The 20,064-nt window shown below is 29.2% G+C and carries 11 protein-coding genes and 1 pseudogene; 3 read left to right on the top strand and 9 right to left on the bottom strand.

Translation table 11 applies throughout. The features are described 5' to 3' along the window. Positions 1-20: 20 nt before the first annotated feature. From GOY08_RS01705 to GOY08_RS01670, 8 genes and pseudogenes are all read right to left on the bottom strand, one after another. Positions 21-323, bottom strand: a complete 303-nt coding sequence (locus GOY08_RS01705) for a hypothetical protein (protein ID WP_158996831.1) — start codon at positions 321-323, stop codon at positions 21-23. Positions 324-506: 183 nt separating this feature from the next. Beyond that, positions 507-974 carry a barstar family protein gene (locus GOY08_RS01700; protein WP_158996830.1) on the bottom strand — a complete coding sequence of 156 codons (468 nt, stop codon included), beginning with the start codon at positions 972-974 and terminating at the stop codon, positions 507-509. A 13-nt stretch (positions 975-987) separates the two neighbouring features. Further along, positions 988-1,236, bottom strand: a pseudogene (locus GOY08_RS15705) (ribonuclease domain-containing protein); the annotation flags it as partial. A gap of 176 nt (positions 1,237-1,412) precedes the next feature. Then, positions 1,413-1,892, bottom strand: a complete 480-nt coding sequence (locus tag GOY08_RS01690; protein WP_158996829.1) for a hypothetical protein — start codon at positions 1,890-1,892, stop codon at positions 1,413-1,415. A 106-nt stretch (positions 1,893-1,998) separates the two neighbouring features. Beyond that, positions 1,999-2,373, bottom strand: a complete 375-nt coding sequence (locus GOY08_RS01685) for a hypothetical protein (protein WP_158996828.1) — start codon at positions 2,371-2,373, stop codon at positions 1,999-2,001. A 12-nt stretch (positions 2,374-2,385) separates the two neighbouring features. Beyond that, positions 2,386-9,495: an RHS repeat-associated core domain-containing protein gene (locus GOY08_RS01680; protein ID WP_158996827.1), complete on the bottom strand. Its 7,110-nt coding sequence runs from the start codon at positions 9,493-9,495 to the stop codon at positions 2,386-2,388. Between the two features lie 53 nt (positions 9,496-9,548). After that, positions 9,549-13,703 carry a hypothetical protein gene (locus tag GOY08_RS01675; protein ID WP_158996826.1) on the bottom strand — a complete coding sequence of 1,385 codons (4,155 nt, stop codon included), beginning with the start codon at positions 13,701-13,703 and terminating at the stop codon, positions 9,549-9,551. A gap of 18 nt (positions 13,704-13,721) precedes the next feature. Beyond that, complete coding sequence (locus GOY08_RS01670) at positions 13,722-15,962, bottom strand: RCC1 domain-containing protein (RefSeq protein WP_158996825.1); 2,241 nt, start codon at positions 15,960-15,962, stop codon at positions 13,722-13,724. Positions 15,963-16,157: 195 nt separating this feature from the next. On the opposite strand from GOY08_RS01670, the gene GOY08_RS01665 reads away from it, so the two are divergent. Next, a complete protein-coding gene (locus tag GOY08_RS01665; RefSeq protein WP_158996824.1) occupies positions 16,158-16,457 on the top strand; it encodes a hypothetical protein in 300 nt (99 codons plus the stop codon). A 12-nt stretch (positions 16,458-16,469) separates the two neighbouring features. Then, positions 16,470-17,072 (top strand): hypothetical protein, encoded by a 603-nt coding sequence (locus GOY08_RS01660; RefSeq protein WP_158996823.1) that lies wholly within the window; start codon positions 16,470-16,472, stop codon positions 17,070-17,072. Positions 17,073-17,314: 242 nt separating this feature from the next. Here the strand turns inward: GOY08_RS01660 and GOY08_RS01655 are convergent, their stop codons facing one another. Then, positions 17,315-19,564 carry an RCC1 domain-containing protein gene (locus GOY08_RS01655; protein WP_158996822.1) on the bottom strand — a complete coding sequence of 750 codons (2,250 nt, stop codon included), beginning with the start codon at positions 19,562-19,564 and terminating at the stop codon, positions 17,315-17,317. 195 nt (positions 19,565-19,759) lie between these two features. Between GOY08_RS01655 and GOY08_RS01650 the strand changes: the two genes are divergently transcribed. Then, a complete protein-coding gene (locus GOY08_RS01650) occupies positions 19,760-20,044 on the top strand; it encodes a hypothetical protein (RefSeq protein ID WP_158996821.1) in 285 nt (94 codons plus the stop codon). Positions 20,045-20,064 lie beyond the last annotated feature (20 nt).

The following is a 20,064-nucleotide window of genomic DNA, read 5'->3' as shown; positions in this document are numbered from 1 at the left end:
TATTTATCTACATCTAAAATTCATTCAAATTTATTCAAAATGAAATGTTCACATTTAAAAATAAAATTATCACCACTTTGCACTTCGATATTAAATTCAATTAATTTATCACTACACTCAAAATATTTAATTTCATTAATTTGATCACTTAATCCCCATTCTAAATTTCTAGAAATTATTAAGTCATTAAAATTTTTGAAAATAATTTGACATTCTTTTGGATTATTTTCAAAAATATTTAAGAATAATATTAATTCCCCTTTTTCCCAAATAATTTCAATCTTATTTAATATTGAATCATGAAAACAACTTAAATCATCCATATTTATTCCAACCCTATAGGTAAGTGAGCCCCAAGTGAATCTTTAGGAACTTTTAAACCATTTATATCTAATCTAATCCCTTTTAAATCATTCACATGCGAATGAGGATTTTTATTATTATGGGTGAAAGCATTCTTTGTATCCTATTTTTGGATCTACGTAAGCCCCTTCCCTTATAAAAGTTTAGATTTCCATTATATTTTTTTCTTCAATATTAAACTTTTTAAATAATTGATTAAAAAAATTTTCATTTTCTAAATTTAAATTAAAAATAAAATTTAAAGTGCATAAATCGTCATCTTCATATGTATCTTCTGGATAACAATTTTTAATAGCGTTAATTAAAATATCATAAAAAATATCTTTATTTTCTTGTGAATCTTTACTTAAAAATTTTTCAATATTAGAAATATAAACAGTGATTTTTTCTTTTTCAAACCAACTTAGGTCTGACATAAAATCAACTAATCCATCCCAATTTTTTCCCATATATACTGGTAAATCAAAAACTTCTTTAAAATATTCAAAAAGATCTAATTTATTATTTACAAAATTTCCATCAATGAAAAATTCAAATTTCTTTTTTTTATAAAGATTATTCTTAACTTTTTCCTTTTTATTATTTTTAAAAAATTTAACTTTTGTTATCATTAATTAACCTCTTTTAATTAATAGGCGTAAAGGAATCATAGTGATCTTTTGTATAATGTGTTTTTCCAGTTTTAGAATCTATAACTATTTTTTCCGAGTCTCTCTTAATTCCATTTGATGGCTTTGGATTTACATCATAAATTTTGTAGTCTCCTTCTGGAAGTTTAGCATCTTTATTTTGAAAATTATGAGATTTATGAATTTTAGGTGGCGCACCATTTTGTTTTTTAACCGTTTCTAATACATCATAAGCTTTATCGGGTACATCAGGATTTCTTTGTGATCCTGGAGCACTACTTTTAGGACCATCTCCCCAGAAGCTTCATTAAACAAAACATTCGCCATACAACCAATTGCAATAGAACTAGTATAAATTCCTATATGTGCTAATTGTAATTCTGGTGTTGCTAAACTTAATTCAAATTAGTTATTTAATATTTAATCAACTACTAAAATTTCAATTTCTACATTAAATTGTTTAGCGTAAATTTTTATTACTTCAAAATCATTTGAATATATTTCATAATATGAACCATCAAAGGGTCTAATTTCAAGAAATCCGTATTCAAGATCTGGAATTAAATTTTCTTCAGAATCAAATAGTCTTGTCCATTTTTCAATTTTTTTATTACTTTCAATACAAATAAAAATTCCAAAAATAAATTGATATCTATCTTCTAATTTTGATATCAAATCACTTGAATTACAAAAATAAATTGGTCCTGTATTTTTAGATATTTCGAGCCAACCTTCAGGATATGTCCGAATATCAAATAAATACCATGAACAATTTTTATTTAAATCATTTATCAAATTAATTAAAATAGTAATTTGATTTTTAGTTCCACATATATCTGACTTATCTATTTCATTAGAATTTATTCTTACAAAATATTTAGCATAATTTTTTCTTATCATGTTGTACTGAATAATTCACTACTTCCACAAAATTATAAGTATTATATTAAAATACAAATGAATTTAAAAAATTACTTGTATATATTAAAAAAAATTTGCTAAAACCTCAATTATATTCAACAATAATTGATCCTAAATCCAAAATTAACTCATATTTAAGCGAAATATTATTATCTATTTCTGATCTGATATAACCAGAACAAATTACCTTATTTGAATTATTTAATTCCATTTTAATTAAAAGAATTTCCTCGAAATTTTTATATGACAAATTAAAAAAATTTGTAGTTAAATTTTTTCTTACATTTGAAATATATTCTAAAAATTCGTTTTTAAAATCATAAAAATACAAAGAACCTTTAAATTCGCAAATTGTAAATTGTAAAAAATATTTTGTTACTTCATCTTCACTAGTAAAATCATTACAACTTTCTATTGTTACCGAAGATGAATCAGATAAAATTTTATATCTTAAGCCCATGAAATTACCTTCTCATTTTGGAATTACTGTAATAACTTTTCCTTCTGTATTTGTAAAAGCTTCAACTTGATCATTAATATTTTGCGTAGCTCCATTTCTAGCTGGTTTTTTAACACCATTTTGAATTACATCTTTAACCACAGATGGAGGAACACCTCTTCCTTGCATTCTATCTAATGCGTGCCCAGAATAATCGATGCCATCTATACTAGTCGGTTTATTAGTACCATCAGCAACTTCAATAGGATTTCCTCTTCTACCCACTGGTGTAGATGCTGGTTTATCTCCAGATGAATTATCAGAAGCACTTCCAGTCGCCGCATTCAGTAATATCCCAGTCATACACCCAAGGCCAAGAGTTGCAGTACCTAACCCTGCACCAGTCATTGAAGCTGTAGAAGGAGTTGCTAATAATGAAATACCCGACGTCGGCGGAGCTGCTAATATCGAACCTCCAGTTAATACCCCCCCTATTACAAATGCTGAGAAACCTCCTACAGTAAGTCCAGCACACAACCCCATCTCAGGACTACTAATGGCAGAATTTAGTCTTTCTGCGATATTTGATAAATCTAATCCATATTTTTTTACAGAATTATTTAAATTGTTAAACAAAGAATTGGATTTTAGGGATGTTCTTTGAGAGCCTTTAAAATTACTACTCGAAAAGTTATTCTTACCTCCAAGCCCGCCTGAATTTCCTGGGTTTTTGGACATATCATGACCACGCCCACTTACTTTTCCGCTTGCCGCATCTTTGAATTTATCTTTTAAATTGTCCCAACTTAATTTCCCACTCGGATCATTAAATGCAATAGGATTGTTTCCAGCATATTGAAATAAATTGGCTTCTTTAACTCTTTCAAACATTAAATCAAAATTTTGGCCAATAAATAAATCAGGAGATAACCACAATCCACGCGCAGGATCGTAAGCACGCACACCCATATTGTGTAATCCAGTAGATGCAGAAAATATCCCTTTTGCAAAGGATTTTGAGCCGCGCATACCTTGTTTATCAATATCATTTAAACTATCTAAATTAATTATTTCATAAGATTTTGTATCCCAATTTTCCCGCATATTACTTTGTGGATTTAAATATAATTGGGTTTCAGCTCTTTTATTATCTGTTTGAAATTGATTTAAAACATTATTCGTTAATAAAGGAATTCCTCTATTCAAACCAAAAGGTTCGCTGGCATTTTTTTCAATAATTTTATGTGAACCGATATCTAAAACCTGAGTAACACTTCCCACTAAATCTTTTAAAACAAGTTCTTTTCTTGTTTGCATTTCTTGTTTACTTAAAGATTCAGGATTTGTTGCATTTAGTGCTGGATATCTTGTAATTAATCTTAATGAAGCAAAACTACCCACTTGGATATCAAAATGAATTTCATCTCGTTCAAAACTAATTCCATTAGAAAATTGAACATTTCTTGGCAACTTCGTAATTTCGGTTTCGTAAGTTTTTTTCTTACTATCTGAAGCAAGAATTTCATTCAACGTAACAGAATCAAACTCTGCAAGTTGATTGCCCTTTTCATCGCTCATTTTTAAATTAAGCAATTCAGCTGCTTCAATCTGATTTTTACTATTTTCAAATGCAGAAAAAACTCCTGATAATTGTCCGCGTCCACTCCAAGCATATTTTTGCATTGGAATTTGTTGTGGATTAGTCCAGTTTTCCTCAGTTTGATTACTATTTTTGCTTTTTGTAAAAACGGCAAGAGTTGGAGAAACACCAAATTCACGATAACCAATGGCATCATGGGAAAATTTTGAAATTGCAGATTGATTTCCTGATCTAGATGTTACTGACTGTAATACACCAAGCTGCTTTTGGTTTGAATAATGATAATTTTCTTCTAGAGTATCAAAACCGTCACTCAATCTATCCTTAACAAAATTTCCAGATCTAACAATTTTCTCTATTTTTCCACCAACGGAATATGCATAATCAATTTTACCCCAACCAATTGAATTATTAGTAAATCCTTCACTTGATTTTAAGCGCCCTTGTTGGTCATAAGTAAACTTTGAATTGCCAGCTAATGAAATAGATTTATCTACAAATGTAGAAAAGTCTTTCGTTTCTATTGGAAATAAATCATTATTATATTTCCAACGGGTATGAAAATATCCGCTGTTAGCTGTATTTGTTTCATTACATAAATTATCTACGTTTTCAGTAGCTTTACCAGCCCAAAACGCAATTGGAATTTCTTTCCTTTTGTGCCAGCAAGATTTTAATTTTAAATTATTTTCTAAATAAACAGTACTTAAGTAGCCTTCAGAATCATAATTTAAACCTTGAATAGGGACACTTTGTTCTTTTCCATCTTTAAGGAAACTTAATTTATCAATTTGTGAAATTCCATTTAAATATTGGACGGCATAACCAGTAAAGTATTTGTCTTCCAATTTATTTAAATGTTCTCTAGAAAAACCACCTCTTGATTTTAACTGTACTACATTTCCAGCAAAATCTGATACTTGATAAGATTGATAAACACTTATACTTTTTCTTTCTTTAATTAAACCAGTTGGAGAGCCTTTTGTTTTATAAAGAAACAATTCTAATTCATCAGTTGAAATTTGACCTTCACTATTATAAGCATAATTTCTTATACTTTCATTTTGCCCTAATTCATTTATTGAATTTATTTTTATTATTATTGGTAAACCAATATCTTCAGCTCTATTTTTATTTTTTAATGATCCATAAGTATATTCAATAACTTCTTTGGCATGCGTTCCTTTTGCTCTTTCAAACCGAGTGTGTTCTTCTTTAACTAAATTTCCTAATCCATCGTAGTTAAATTGTTTGTAAAGAATAGAAGATTCAAGCATATTACAATTGCCAATATTTGTACCAACTGGACAAATTGCATTTTGTGTTAAGCGACCAAAATTGTCATAGAAAAATTGTGACACACCTAAAAAGTTATTTGTTTGTGCAATAACTTTATTATTTGCGGCATAAAGCTGTTCAGCAATTAAACCATCGTTATTAGTAACTTTTATAATTCGACTTAAAGCATCATAGGTTACATTTGTAATCAATGTTTCATTACTTACATTCCCTTGATTGTCTAAACCAATTTGTTTCGTTACAACTTGCCCAATATCATTTAATATTGTTTTTGTTCTTCTTCCTTCAGGAGAGATAGATTCAACATAGTCCACACCTTGGTTGAAACTTTGTTTAATTCCTTCATCAAACTCTTGATTTTTAATTTCCCCATTGGCATAAAATTCGTAAATTGATTTAACTTTAAATGTATTTTTATTTGGCAATTCATTGGCTAAAACATTTTGGAAACTAATTTCAGAATTTAAATATTCTTTATAAACTTTTCCTAAAGAATTTATACTTGCTTTATTTGCTAGAGAAAATCTATCAACACCTATTTTAGATGCTGAATACAAAACTTCATCTGCACCTGAAAGCCAATTTTTTGCAACTAATGTTAGTTCTTGATCTATGCTATTTCTGCGATAAGTATTTATATACCCTGGATTCACCTTATGGTTACTAAACTTTCCAACCGTTTGTTCAGTAAAAGATGAAGCTGTTGTAAATTGCGGCAACAATTTATCAAATTCATTAATGTGTTCTAAATTTTCTTCTAGTGTTAAACCATTTTGAAACTCTAATTTAGGAAATGCATATTCATATTTTTCAAAAATATGCGTTGAATTATCAGTGTTTAATTGATTATTATTACCTGCTCCACCTAATCCAAATACTTTCTTTAACCAATTTATAAAAATATCCCAAGACTTCTGTGCTATATGCACAATTTTTAACTGTGGTTCGCTGGCTTGATTTTTACTATAAGAAACAACTCTTCCAAAACTATCATATATAAACTCTGAAATATTATTTTTAGAATTAGATAATTTAACTATATTACCAAATTCATTATATTGTGCCTCAGTTGTGATATCATTATGTGTTTGGATACTGTTTAAATTTCCATTAGAATTATTCCAATGAAATATAGAATATTCACCTGTTTCTTGTTTTAATTTTGTGAGACGACCAAATTGGTCATAAGTTGCAGATTCTTGTAAAACTAAATCACCAGCTTGATTGGCTTCCCAATTTTCAATCGGCAAGCCTGTTTGAAAATCATATTCAATTTTTTTAGTAATTGTTTTTACATTTCCAAGTGAAGAAGATACCTGTTCTAAAGAAACTTGATCACAATATATTTTTAAATTTTCTGGGTGCGATAGCGGACAAAAATAAGTGTAATTAGTAACTTTATCTTCCCCATTAAGCAATGAAGAATTTTTTTGTTGCGTTGTAATAAGTCTACCAAGTTCATCATAGACATGCGTTACTTTACTATGTATTTTTTGATAAGTTAAATAATTTTCACCACTTTTTTCTGATTCTTCAGTAATATTTAAAACATTTGCCAATTCTGGTTTTTTATCTTGCAAAGAAGGATTACTTGGATATTCACTTGCAGAAAAAAATCTTAAATCAAAATTATTATTTTCTAATGTATAATTTTCTTTGGTATTAATTAACCCTGTCGCAAAAGAAATAGAATCTAAAGCCGCACCAGATTTTTGATAATAAGAAAAACCAGCTAAGTCAGTACACCATTGAGTATTTTCAGCAGTTAAAGATGGATTTAAACATTGCTGCAACATTTCATGTTGAATCACATTTTTTTCAGATTGTAAGCGATAATCAACAAATCCAGAGAATTTTTCAACTTCACTTAAGCGTACACCTGATAAAAATCTTTTTTCTTGTAAGGTACCTAATTGCGTTTCATCACCAACATTTTGTTTTCTTACCAGTGAAAAACCTAGATACTTATTTAAGTAACTATCAAATCTAGGCAAGCGATATGCATAACGAGTCATTCTTGTGGGGTTAATCCCATCTGAGAAACCTATTTGTTTTAGTAAAGGCAAGACAACAGGCATGATAGGTTGTTGCATTTCAAGCTGTTTCACTTCAACATCTTGTTCTGTTGTAATTGCTTCTTGATTTTCTAACACAGAAGATGTGTAGTTAAAGCTTAAAAATCTACCATCTGCACTAACCACTGAGTGCAAATGATTTGGAAAGGAACGACTCGCAAGTTCAATAATTGCGTTACCGTGTGTAGCAGGTGTGGCAGCAAAAATTTGTTGCTTGCCAGTTCCTGTTAACTGGACAACAGCAGCATATTCTGGATTAAATTTTTTAATATTTTCAATGTATATTTCTGTTAAGGGTTTTCCTAAACCGTGATTAATTAAAAAACGGCTATGTTTAAAATTAATACTTGGTAAGCCTGTACCAGTAAAATCACCAATAAGCATTTTTGAAGCTTTGATACCGCCAAGGTAACGGTATAGTCCTAAGTTTACTTTTTCAAAAAAGCTACTTTGATTTTCACCTTTTGCAAAATTACCTGTATTAAGTAATAAATAAATACTATTTCCATGATTAATAAGCAAATCAGAAAGTCCATCGGCATTCCAATCAACAATTGCGTAGTCATCTTGAAGCGTTGATTGCAAGTTATAATCTAATTTAACTTTTAATCTTTTTGTGATTATTTCATACCTATTTTCTTTAGCATCAACTAATTTCATTCCTTTATTTATTAAAATAAAGGCATTTTTATTACCGATACAAAGAAAATCACTCCGCCCTTGTCCAGTTAAATTTAAAGTTTTCCACTTTCTAGGGTCTAAACCACATTGTCTGATAAAATCGTAGTCATCGCGACTGAGTCGCGCATAGCGTTTAAAAATCAATTCGCCTTTTTCATTAAATTTTCGGTCATTTAATAAAATAATAGGATTGGCGCCATTGGAACTATAAATATCAGTCGTTCCTGTTCCCATTAAGTCCACAAACTGCAAATCTTTTAAATTTTTACTGTATTGAGTATATGCTTCTAGTCTTACTTTTATTTTTTGGGTAGTTACCAGTCCTCCATTTGCTTCTGCGGCAAAAACTTTAGTAGGGTCAAATGAAGTTAACCAAAATGAATCACTGCCTGCCTGATATAACATTTGTGATTTACCTGTGCTTAGTAAATCTGCAAATTTAAAATAGTTGTCTGAAAAGCTTGGAAAAGATCTATCAAACTTTTCATTCACGCTGCTTAATTCATTACTAACAGTTGAGTTACTTCCTCGATAGCTAAAAATTGTTTTTGGATAGGCACTTTTTCCATCACTACCGAATTCTTGCATGGAATAAAGTCTAGGAAAGGCGACTTTTGCAGAATCTTCATATTGAAAAACATATTTGCGTAATAAATGAGTATTTTTTAATGCAGAAATTTCAGAAACTCTACCAAATAAAATTTGTGGAATGCCACCATAAAAATGCAAATTTTTAAAAGTATTTTCTTGATATTGAATTTGTAGCTCAACATCATCTGAGTAAATTCTTTTTAACATTGGCTTTGCATACAAATTTGGAATGTTTGTATTACTTAAACCAAATTCAGTAGGTTGGCCTGTTGGCTTTTCGTATTCATAAAATATTTCTTGTTTACCACGGAAAGTAGAGTGTTTACTTATTAACCATTCAATGGCTTCCCCACTCGCAGTCATACTGATAGCTTCTGGAGTCAAACCAAAATGAAAAATATCCCCTGTAGATTTATAAAAAACAAATCCATTTTCATGGCATTTTAATATATCTCTTCCTGAATTTAAAGAAGTCATCCAAACACCTGGAGACTGTGGTATTAATTTTGTCCCATTAATATTTAAATTGTCTGCCATTGACTGCGTACATAAATTACGGGTTAAAAATTGTGTTTGTCCTCTTTTTAAATCTAAAGAAACTTTCATTAAAGAAAAATTCCAAAACGCTCCAGCATCACCATAGGCATGCGTTGGTGAGTAATTGAGACTTAAATTCATGCTTAATTGTTTTAATGCAGGAGCTGCAATAGGAATGCTATAACCAACTTCACCTAAATCGCTAACAGTCCAATCTAATTGCCTCGCCCCAAAAGTACCAGGAGCTGATGGTTTTGATAGAGTAGGTGCTGAAAATACTTCAGCAAATGCTATATTTGAATATAAATGTGAGAATAAAATAAGAATAATAAATTTAATATAATTATTTAATTTTTGCATATTCGTCCTTGAAATTAAAAAAGCCCTTTCTCTAAAAAGGGCGTGTATCGTTGTTATTCTGAATAAATAATATCGATTTCAATTCCTTCAATGGAACTTTGCTTATCTGGTGTTCTTTTTAAATTTTTAATTTTATCTTTTTCATGCTGCGCATATACAAACGTATACTTACCTAACAAAGGAAAGCCTGCAAATGACTTATAAACCGTATTATTTGCTATAGTACAATTTGACGAATCTAATGAAGAAGAATTAATACATTCGTAAATTTGTCTTGTTAAGTTACCAATTTGAAAATTTTGGGTCAAAGTATCAGTCATATGACCTGTTAATGGCTGCCAAAACACTTCACTTGGTGCAGGAGAACTGGTTGGATCATCTTTCAAATTTTCTATCCAATCAAAGCTTGCAACTTTTAAAATTGATTTTGATTGCGAATTAATATCTTTATCTTTATTGAATAAGGAAATTGATGTTAGTTCATTCTTTGCATTAACATATTTCAACTGAGAATTGTCTTTTGTAATTCCTTTTGTGTGAATAGCAAAGACATTTGTGCACATGATATTTTGCAATTGTTCAGCAGAAAATAAATATTTCATTGATCTGCTATAATTTTTTAGTTTATTTGGATTATTATTTAACACATGCATAAACCGATCGTACATTTTTTGTGAAAATGTTGAATAATTGCTATTGCATTGAAATAAATCAGCAGATTTTTCTGCATTTAAACCATCATGTAAGACATAAGCAATGCTCTCTGTTTCATCAAAAGGCATGTCTATATATTTTTTGTTTTTTAGGTTTTTCTGAATAATATTTACTGTCATTCCTAAAATTCTTGCACGATAATATTCATCAACAAACTTTCTTGGGAAGAATCCTTTGTCAATTAAAAACTGCTCATCAATATTAACAAGCATTCTTCCCGATTCGTTTAATTCATTGAGTAACAAATTATCTTTATGTTGTTGCAATTCTGTTACTTCATCATCGTCATCATCTTTAGTTTTTCTCAATTCAGAAGAGTAAATTTTAAAAGTCATGCCCTTTTTAATTTTTGCAAACTTTTTTTCAGTTCTAAAGTCAAAGTTTTCTTTTAAGCTCTTTAAATAATTTAAACAAACCAAACCATCTTCAAAACTAGCAAGATAACTACAAAACACTTTAACTTTTGAAAGGTCGTATAACACGTTAAAGTCTAAGGTATAGTTGGGATTCATTTGTAACAATCTATTTGATGCGACAAATACCATTTGTCTAGATAATTCATTTAAATCTTTTAGATATTCAAGCTCATTTTGAAAGCTATTTGTATTTACTTTTAAAGAAGTAATAAGATATTTTGTTAAATCATGCGATTTAACTTTTTGTTCTGTTTGCAAAATGGAAATATCATTATTTTCAATTTGTTTTTTATTAATTTCTAAATTTTGTTGCGCAATAATGACATTTGTTTTTGCGGCTAAATTTTGTGTTTCTTGTGACTTTATTTTTAAATCAATACTTTTAATTGGATAATAATAAAAAGCATTTAAATTATTAGAATAAAAATTTGCAAAGGCAAATTCGGAAGAAATTAAATCTTGAGCTTTACTTGCAACTAACTGTTCAAAACTTTGGCTTAAGCCTAATTGTTTTGCTAGATTTTTATTTGTTTGCTGTAAACTTTGAATTTGATCGGCTAATTGCACCCGTTTTTCGTTAACAACCCTGTCGAATTCAATTTGATCGTCATTGATAGATTTTGTAATTTGTAATCTTTGCATTTGCAATTGTTCAAACTCAGAACGTACTTGCAACAATCTATCAAATTGTGGACGAATTCCATTTTCCATTTCCGATAAACGATTTGCACAAAAGCCATCTTGCGATTGAATAAGTTGATCTTTGCTGGATTCGGATAATTCTAATACTCGTTCTAACAATATTTTATCCGCATGCATTTTAAGCATTGCTTCAGTTTGAGATGAGTCTACCCTTAACGTTGAAAAGTAAGAATGAATACTTTCAGTGCTATTGTTTTCTGTTAATTTTGATCTATCAAGACCTAGTTCATTTATTAAATCGCGAAATTTTTCAACATTATCTTTGCATTCATCTCTATCATATACGTAACTAGTTCCTCCAGTACAAGCACCTCTATCTCGAACGTCGCAACGCCTACTTACGGTTTTATAAATAGCTTTACATTCTTTCCCTGGTTTAAAATTTCTTAAAAAATCATCTAATTTTTTATTCCGAATTTGAGTACGAGACTCTGCAATTACAGCTGCTTGACAGGTTGGAGTGATATTTGGATTATTTTTTAATCCTGCCTGTAAAGCGTTATAAATTTCATTTTCGCTTTTCCCATGCATATTAGGCATAATATTTTTAATATCACAACCAGTTTTACCAATTTGTCGATAAATATTACTTAATGATTGCGCGTCTTTAAGACATTCGTTTGTCCAATCATTTTTTACAGTAATCATTCTTTCATTAATTAGCCTATTTTGTAGTCCATATCTTCCGCCATGACAAGCATTAACATCAGTCGAACCGCAATATTCTATTTTATAATTGTTAATTGCTGTTGATTTATCGTTTTCGTATCTATCTAAAATTCCTTTTAGCTTTTCTAACGACTTCAAGCTTGAATGTTGCGTGACATAATTTCTAAATAAATTACTTTGCTCTATTTCTAAATTCTTTTTTTCTTCTTTATAAGATTCTGCAATAATTTCTGAAGTTTGTTTATTGAATTCAGCTAAGGTAATTTCTTCTCTGACTTTATTTTGTTGTTTTAATAGCAACTCTTTTTCTGCTTTTAAATTAACAACGGCGTTAGAAAGTTCAACTTGCTTATTTCCAAAATCAATTTTTTCAATAAAACGAATTTGATCGAGCCTTTGTTTGATATTTTGGAATGTTTTTTGAAAAGAATTTAACTTTTCATCTAGCTTTAAGGGATTTAAGTACCCATAATTTAAAGAATGATAAGATTCTCCATTTGCTTTTAAATGCATATTTTTTAAGCTAGGATTTGTTTCTAGATAATCAACGCAAACAGCTTCTTCCCAAAAATAATTATTTAAATAGTCTTCTTTAGTAATTGGTGTTTCAATTTCTTTTCCAGACGTACAGATAAGACGTTTTAAGTCAACATCATAGGCTTTGGCTTGTATTTTTTTTGCTTCTGCACAAACAGGAATTAGGTGGGAAGAAATATTTTTGCCATCACAAAATGAAGTATTTTTATAATCTAGCTCAGTAGCTTCGTTGGCATATTTATTTGCCATAAGTAAATCATAAGCAATGACATACTTTAAAGGAACTAAATTATTAGTACTTGATGAATTTCCTAAATAAATTTTATCAATGATATTTTGCAAATTTTCATTTGGCATATTCACAGGCATGTTTAATTCATTTGCCGAAAAACTTCCATCCCAACGAAAATGAGCGCGTTCATAATAACCTATAGCTAGTAATGAATTAGCAAGTGTTAATGTATTTGCATAATAAGTTTCTTTTTGTTGTATTTCTCCAGTATCAAACAAATAAACATCTGCACCATCTACTTTTGCTTTTAATTTATTTGCACTATTTAAAGTTGCTTTTTCTACTGTAGTTACTTTTCTTGCAATTGTTGCAGAACGAATTAAGCCATTTAGTTTTGCAAAACGACTATTTTTTAGTTGCTCAAGGTCACGCCAGTTTGTTTGTTCAAAAGAATCATCAGCAGAATCATTTGTAATATTTAAATTTTCTTGATTGAAAGGGGTAAATGGAATTTGCTGAAGTACATTCATCATCAGTGCATTGGTTAAATAAATTTCAGGATAGTAACAACCATGAATTGAAGTTATATTTGATGCCTTATCAGAAACTAATGCGCTAGTTTGTTCTAAAATTTTAAAAATAGGAATTGTATTTCTGTTTTCGACACTCAATAAATTTTCTTGCTTAAAGTCTTTAATTAAAGTTCCTAACTCAGAAGTTAAATTAGAGTGTGTGATAGGACAGTTTTTTGTTCTGTAATCAATTTGTTCTTTGCTTATTTTATCTATACTTGAAATATTTTGAAATGAACTATTTGCAGAATAACTGCTAATTGCATTTACTTTATTATTTTCGTACTCTTGAACATTTTGTTCCGAGTTTTTATTACATGATACAAATGCTATCCCTAGCAATAAATGATATATTTTTTTTCGCATTTTCAACTCCTTTGAAAATTAATTTTTAATACCCCAACAATTTATTGTTTTATCTGTTTTTAAAATACCGCATGCCATTTTCTTTCCTAAAGAAATTGAAGTGTAAGAATTATTTTTTTGCACTTGATATGGCATGTGGTTTAAAAAAGCTAAAGATCTTTCTTCAAAGACATTTTCCAAGTCTTTACCAAAACAATAGGTTTCATTATTTTTGTTTAAGAAACAGGTAGTATGCTCACTTGTTGTAACACTAACTACATTCTGAGTTTCGGGTACTTCATAAGGTAAATGGATACTGTTATTTTGATAAGGGTCTGCAATATTTTGTTTTCCTACTTGACCAAAAGAGTTCTCTCCCCAGCAGTATAATTTATTTTTATTTACAGTTTCGTCTAAGGTTACACCACAAAAATGTTTGTTTCCTGCGACTATGGTTTTTAGTTTTAAATCTTTTATTTTATGAAGTGTTGTTTTAGACATAGAAGCTATTAAGGTAGAACCCATCTCACCAAATTCATTGGAGCCAAAACAATAAATTTCATTTGAAACAGACAATCCACAAGTCGTTCTGCCACTTAATGCGAGATCTTTAAATTGAATTTTTAATGGATTTATAATTGGTTTAAATTCTACTGCATATTTTGTAGAGCGAAATGACCCTATTCCTAATTGTCCAAATGCGTTATTTCCTGAGCAATAAATTTGTCCATTATCTTTTTGAATAGCGCAAACATGGCTATCTCCTACTGCTATTTTTAAACTTGAATTTGGTAAATTTACTTTTTTAAATTTAAATTTTTCTGCAAATAATGGAGTTTTTTTATTAAATGCACAGTAAGTATTATTTGCATTTTCACCAGTTATTCCACATACCGCAAATTCACCAGAACTTACTTGAATGAATTCTTCTTTACTTACCCAAGGAAACTGAACTGTTGTGTTCCAAGGATGGGTTAAATGATTATCATTACTTTTTTTAGCACTTCCACAAAGTGCGCGAGTGCCTTTTAAGCTTAATCCACAGTAAAAATCATCACCTAAACTAATTTCTTTAAAGTAATTTTTTTCTGTAAAGCCCCAACATTCTAATTCTTGCTGTTGAGTTAGTCCACATAATGTTCTGGAATTTCCTGCTAAACTTACATAACTTTTATTTATGATATCTGAATTTTTATCAAATTGCTTTGGCAAATATTGAATAGAATAACGAAAACCATTTTCTTCTTTAATGGCTTCATTCCCTAATTTATAGCCAAGTTGGCCAAAAGTATTATCGCCAAAGCAATATGTTTTATTTGTATCTGTTGTCCCACAAGTTGCATTTGGGGTTGTTACTATACTTTTGAATTGACTATTATTAAATTCGCTATCGGTTGGGTGGGTAACTAAAACGGAAACATCAGAATACTTTTTTACATTTGGATTTACGCCTAATTGACCAAACTTATTCTCACCCCAGCATTCAATTTTCCTTTGTTTATTTATGGCGCATGTGTGATTAACTGCGGATGATACCGCATAATAATGGTTTGCACCCATTCCTTTTAAAATTAAGGGATTGTATTCAGGATAATCATCATTTTCTTGTTCTGTAAAATTTTTACCGTAACAATAAATTTGTCCAAACTTTCCAGAGGAATCTTCACCTTCATTTTCAATTGCACAAAAATAATCATTTCCAGCTGAAATGGCAAAATATTCATCTTCATCTGAACTAATTTGTGAAGGATAGTAAGAAGGAAGTTCTAAGTTAGCATAACCAAGTTGTCCAAATTGATTACTGCCCCAACCCCATACCTTACCGCTATTGTCTAAAGCATAGGAATTATTTTTGCCAACTGCTAAGTTAGTAAATAACTCAGAAGAATATACTTTGACTGGGAAGAAAGAATTTTGTTGATCGCCAGTACCAAGCTGCCCTTCTTCATTATTACCCCAACAATAAATAGCGGAATCATTCAAACCAATTGCACAATAATGTTTTTCCCCAGCGGCTGCTGTTTTGTATTGACCTATTAATTTTTGTGTATTGGGTGGTAATTTATTTGGATCAGAATGCAGATTGTAACATAATAAATTATTGTTGTTAGCTATTAAGCATATTGAGCTATTATTTGAAAATAAACTGCTAAATTTTTCTTCATGATTATTCCACACAACACTGCGCTTCGATCTTTTCATGCTTGTTTCATTAGCATTTGTTTCATAAATGCAAAATAGAGATGCAAATGCTAATAAATAATTCAATTTTTGAACCATAAAAACTCACTTTTGAAATGAAAATCAATATAAAATGTGATTTTGCATATTAAATACACATTAATTTATTTTTATATTTAAAATTTATTAATTAGTCAAAAATATTTTTTTATTTTTCTAAATTGACAAAATTTAATTAAATAGTTACTTAAATATTTGTTGGTTATTTATAATTTGCTATAGGTTTAATCATATATGAAAAAATTAGTAAAATTTCTTCTCCCTACCTTCGTCATTATTCCTTGTAGTGTTTTTGCCAATAACGAGTCATTAACTTCGCAAATTAATGAACTTGAAGATGATATTTATACTCTGCAATCAGAAGTTGTTACCTATACAAGCCGAATGAAAATTAAAAAAGAAAGGGAAGAAAAACAAGAAAAAACCTTAAAGTCCCTTGATGACAAAATTAAAGAAATTACTGAAAATGAAAAAAAAGTTGAAGAGGCTTTAAAAGCAATAGAACAAAATAATAACAAAACTAAAAATATGTAAAAGGAGTTCATTATGCAAATAATAAAAAAAGGCTTTGCAACCCTACTAGCAGTTACGGTAACAAGTACTGCAATAGCAAATACACAAGAAACTTGCACAGCTGATGTCAATTTTCTAAAAAACCAAGTTAAACTTTTAGATACTTCTGTTAAAAATTTAACAGGATTTATGGTAAGTGGGAAAGACAAAGCACAGCTAGCTACTATTAACGAACTTAAAATAAAGGTAGAGGCATTAAGTCAAAACTATCAAAACTTACTTAGCAAAGTTCAAAACCATCCTTCAAATGACGCTGATTATATAACTGTAGGCACGAAAAGAATTCCTAATCCTTGTAATTCATTTGGAGTATATAAGGTTAGTAAGGAAGTTACATACTTAGATATAAATGATATATATTGCACAATTAAAATAGAGTCTAAAGATTCAGAAACAAGTGATCGTAATTGTAAGATTGTTGATAAATTTCATTCGAATTTCATCTTATCTCTAGAACATAGTGATAATCCTTATCCGAAAATACATCCTTGCAATAATTATCCACAAACTAGTGTAGAGAAAAAATCGGTTAGTTATTCCAGAATACGAACTTTTCTTCTTAAACCACGTGATTAATTTATAAAAATAGATATTTATAGAAATTTTTGCAAAGAATATAGATATCTAATCTTAAAAATATTCGACTGATTAGCATTAATTTTTTATATATTGCCTTTAAAAAATGAGTAAAATAATTCGCTTATAAAAAGCTTAAATAATGAATTAAATATATAAAAATAAAGCATTTTATAAAATATAACTTCTATTCAATAACTACAAAATTAAGAAAATTTAAAATTAATTTATTTTATTAATAATTAATTTTTCATACCCCAACAATTTATTGTTTTATCTGTTTTTAAAATACCGCACGCCATTTTCTTTCCTAAAGAAATTGAAGTGTAAGAATTATTTTTTTGCACTTGATATGGCATGTGGTTTAAGAACGCTAATGATCTTTCTTCAAGGACATTTTCCAAGTCTTTGCCAAAACAATAGGTTTCATTGTTTTTATTTAAGAAACAGGTTGTGTGCTCACTTGTTGTAACACTAACTACATTCTGAGTATTAGGTACTTCATAAGGTAAATGGATACTGTTATTTTGATAAGGGTCTACAATATTTTGTTTTCCTACTTGACCAAAAGAGTTGTCTCCCCAGCAGTATAATTTATTTTTATTAACTGTTTCATCTAATGTTACACCACAAAAATGTTTATTTCCTGCGACAATAGTTTTTAATTTTAAGTCTTTTATTTTATGAAGTGTTGTTTTAGACATAGAAGCTATTAAGGTAGATCCCATCTCACCAAATTCATTAGAGCCAAAGCAATAAACTTCATTTGTCACTGACAATCCACACGTTGTTCTGCCACTTAATGAGAGATCTTTAAATTGAATTTTTAATGGATTTATAATTGGTTTAAAATCTGCTGCATATTTTGTAGAGCGAAATGACCCTATTCCTAATTGTCCAAATGCATTATTTCCTGAGCAATAAATTTGTCCATTACTTTTTTGAATAGCGCAAACATGACTATCCCCTACAGCTATTTTTAGACTTGAATTGGGTAAATTTACTTTTTTAAATTTAAATTTATCTGCAAAAAATGGAGTTTTTTTATTAAATGCACAGTAAGTATTATTTGCATTTTCCCCAGTTATTCCACATACTGCAAATTCACCAGAACTTACTTGTATGAATTCTTCTTTGCTTACCCAAGGAAACTGAACTGTTGTATTCCAAGGATGGGTTAAATGATTATCATTACTTTTTTTAGCACTTCCACAAAGTGCGCGAGTGCCTTTTAAGCTTAATCCACAGTAAAAATCATCACCTAAACTAATTTCTTTAAAGTAATTTTTTTCTGTAAAGCCCCAACATTCTAATTCTTGCTGTTGAGTTAGTCCACATAATGTTCTGGAATTTCCTGCTAAACTTACATAACTTTTATTTATGATATCTGAATTTTTATCCAATTTCTTTGGAAAATATTGAATAGAATAACGAAAACCATTTTCTTCTTTTATAGCTTCATTCCCTAATTTATAGCCAAGCTGGCCAAAAGTATTATCGCCAAAACAATAGGTTTTATTTGTATCTGTTGTTCCGCAAGTTGCATTTGGGGTTGTTACTATACTTTTAAATTGGCTATTATTAAATTCGTTGTCTGTTGGGTGAGTAACTAATAATGGTCTTAGGACATATGCATTACTTAAAGGATTTAAACCTACTTGTCCATACTTATTTTCACCCCAACACTCAATTTTTCTTTGTTTATTTATGGCACATGTGTGATACATTGAAGAACTTATGGAATAGTAATTATTATTACTTAATTTTATAAATTCGTTTGCTGCTTCTAGTAAAGTTTCGTCGGTTTCAACTTGCGAGTAACCTTTCCCTAAACAATATATTTTTCCATATTTCCCAAAACTATCAGCTCCATCTTCTGAAATACTACAAAAAAAGTCGTCTCCAGCTGTAATTAAAAAATATTTATCGTCATCATTGCTAATTTGATAGGGGTAATAGGCGTTTAAATCATAATTAAAGTAGCCAAGTTGGCCAAATTTATTGCTACCCCAGCCCCAAATTTTTCCAGAGTCATCTAAGGCAAAAGTATTATTAAAACCTAATGCAAAATGTGTGAAGTTAGTGCTAGTAAAAACTTTTGTAGGTTGTGATAAATTTTCAGTACCACCTGTTGCAAGCTGACCATTTTCATTACTACCCCAACAGTAAGTTGAATTATCTTCTGCTCCTAATCCACAAACATGTCTTTCCCCCACAGTTACTTTTTTAAACTTTCCAATATTTTTTTGTTGCTCTGGAGGCAATTTTAATTGATTTGCATATAAACTAAAACATTCAAAATTGTTAGTATCTGTTTTTGTTAAACATAAAGATTGATTATTCATAGTAAGGGTTTTAAAAAACTGATCAGGTAAATTCCATACAACGCTTCGTTTGCTTCTTTTGAATGTCTGCTCCGTACCTTGCGCATGAATTGAAATTGATACTTGAAAACAACACATTGCTAAAAGTGGGAAATATTTTAAGTACATAAAGAATTACTCACCTATAAAATAAGATTACAAAATTAAATTTGCACACTATCAATGCACAGTGTTGTTTATTTATTATTATTATTTAATTTAGTCAAAATTTATTTTTAAATTTTAAAATTGACAAAATTTATATAAATTGATACTTGAAATTTTGATTTTTTTTAAACTTTATATATTAAGGTAATATTATAAATGAAATTATTAAAAATTATTTTTATTTCTTTGGCTGCAAGTGTGGTAATGCCAATTTATGCTGAAGAACAAGACATTATTTACCAATTAAACCAATTGGAAGATGATGTTTATAGACTACAGTCAGAGTATGTTACTGCCAGTGACTTACTCCATAAAGATCGCAAAAAACAAAATACACGATCTATGGAAATTGAAGATTTAAAAGATAAAATTAGAATTCTTCATTTTAAATATAAAAATCTTGAAAAAAAACTGCAAGAACTTGAAGCAAAAAATAATTAATTATTAAAACTAAGTAAGGT

Origin of the sequence: Pigmentibacter ruber, from assembly GCF_009792895.1 — a bacterium.
GTDB lineage: Bacteria > Bdellovibrionota_B > Oligoflexia > Silvanigrellales > Silvanigrellaceae > Silvanigrella > Silvanigrella rubra.
Note: the sequence above shows the minus strand (reverse complement) of the source record. Positions and strands in the feature narration are given on the sequence as shown.

What these genes read in the sequence shown, in the direction of transcription:
- GOY08_RS01705 (WP_158996831.1), bottom strand. Translation starts at nt 323, where the DNA reads ATGGATGATTTAAGTTGTTTTCATGATTCAATATTAAATAAGATTGAA.
- GOY08_RS01700 (WP_158996830.1), bottom strand. Translation starts at nt 974, where the DNA reads ATGATAACAAAAGTTAAATTTTTTAAAAATAATAAAAAGGAAAAAGTT.
- GOY08_RS01690 (WP_158996829.1), bottom strand. Translation starts at nt 1,892, where the DNA reads ATGATAAGAAAAAATTATGCTAAATATTTTGTAAGAATAAATTCTAAT.
- GOY08_RS01685 (WP_158996828.1), bottom strand. Translation starts at nt 2,373, where the DNA reads ATGGGCTTAAGATATAAAATTTTATCTGATTCATCTTCGGTAACAATA.
- GOY08_RS01680 (WP_158996827.1), bottom strand. Translation starts at nt 9,495, where the DNA reads ATGCAAAAATTAAATAATTATATTAAATTTATTATTCTTATTTTATTC.
- GOY08_RS01675 (WP_158996826.1), bottom strand. Translation starts at nt 13,703, where the DNA reads ATGCGAAAAAAAATATATCATTTATTGCTAGGGATAGCATTTGTATCA.
- GOY08_RS01670 (WP_158996825.1), bottom strand. Translation starts at nt 15,962, where the DNA reads ATGGTTCAAAAATTGAATTATTTATTAGCATTTGCATCTCTATTTTGC.
- GOY08_RS01665 (WP_158996824.1), top strand. Translation starts at nt 16,158, where the DNA reads ATGAAAAAATTAGTAAAATTTCTTCTCCCTACCTTCGTCATTATTCCT.
- GOY08_RS01660 (WP_158996823.1), top strand. Translation starts at nt 16,470, where the DNA reads ATGCAAATAATAAAAAAAGGCTTTGCAACCCTACTAGCAGTTACGGTA.
- GOY08_RS01655 (WP_158996822.1), bottom strand. Translation starts at nt 19,564, where the DNA reads ATGTACTTAAAATATTTCCCACTTTTAGCAATGTGTTGTTTTCAAGTA.
- GOY08_RS01650 (WP_158996821.1), top strand. Translation starts at nt 19,760, where the DNA reads ATGAAATTATTAAAAATTATTTTTATTTCTTTGGCTGCAAGTGTGGTA.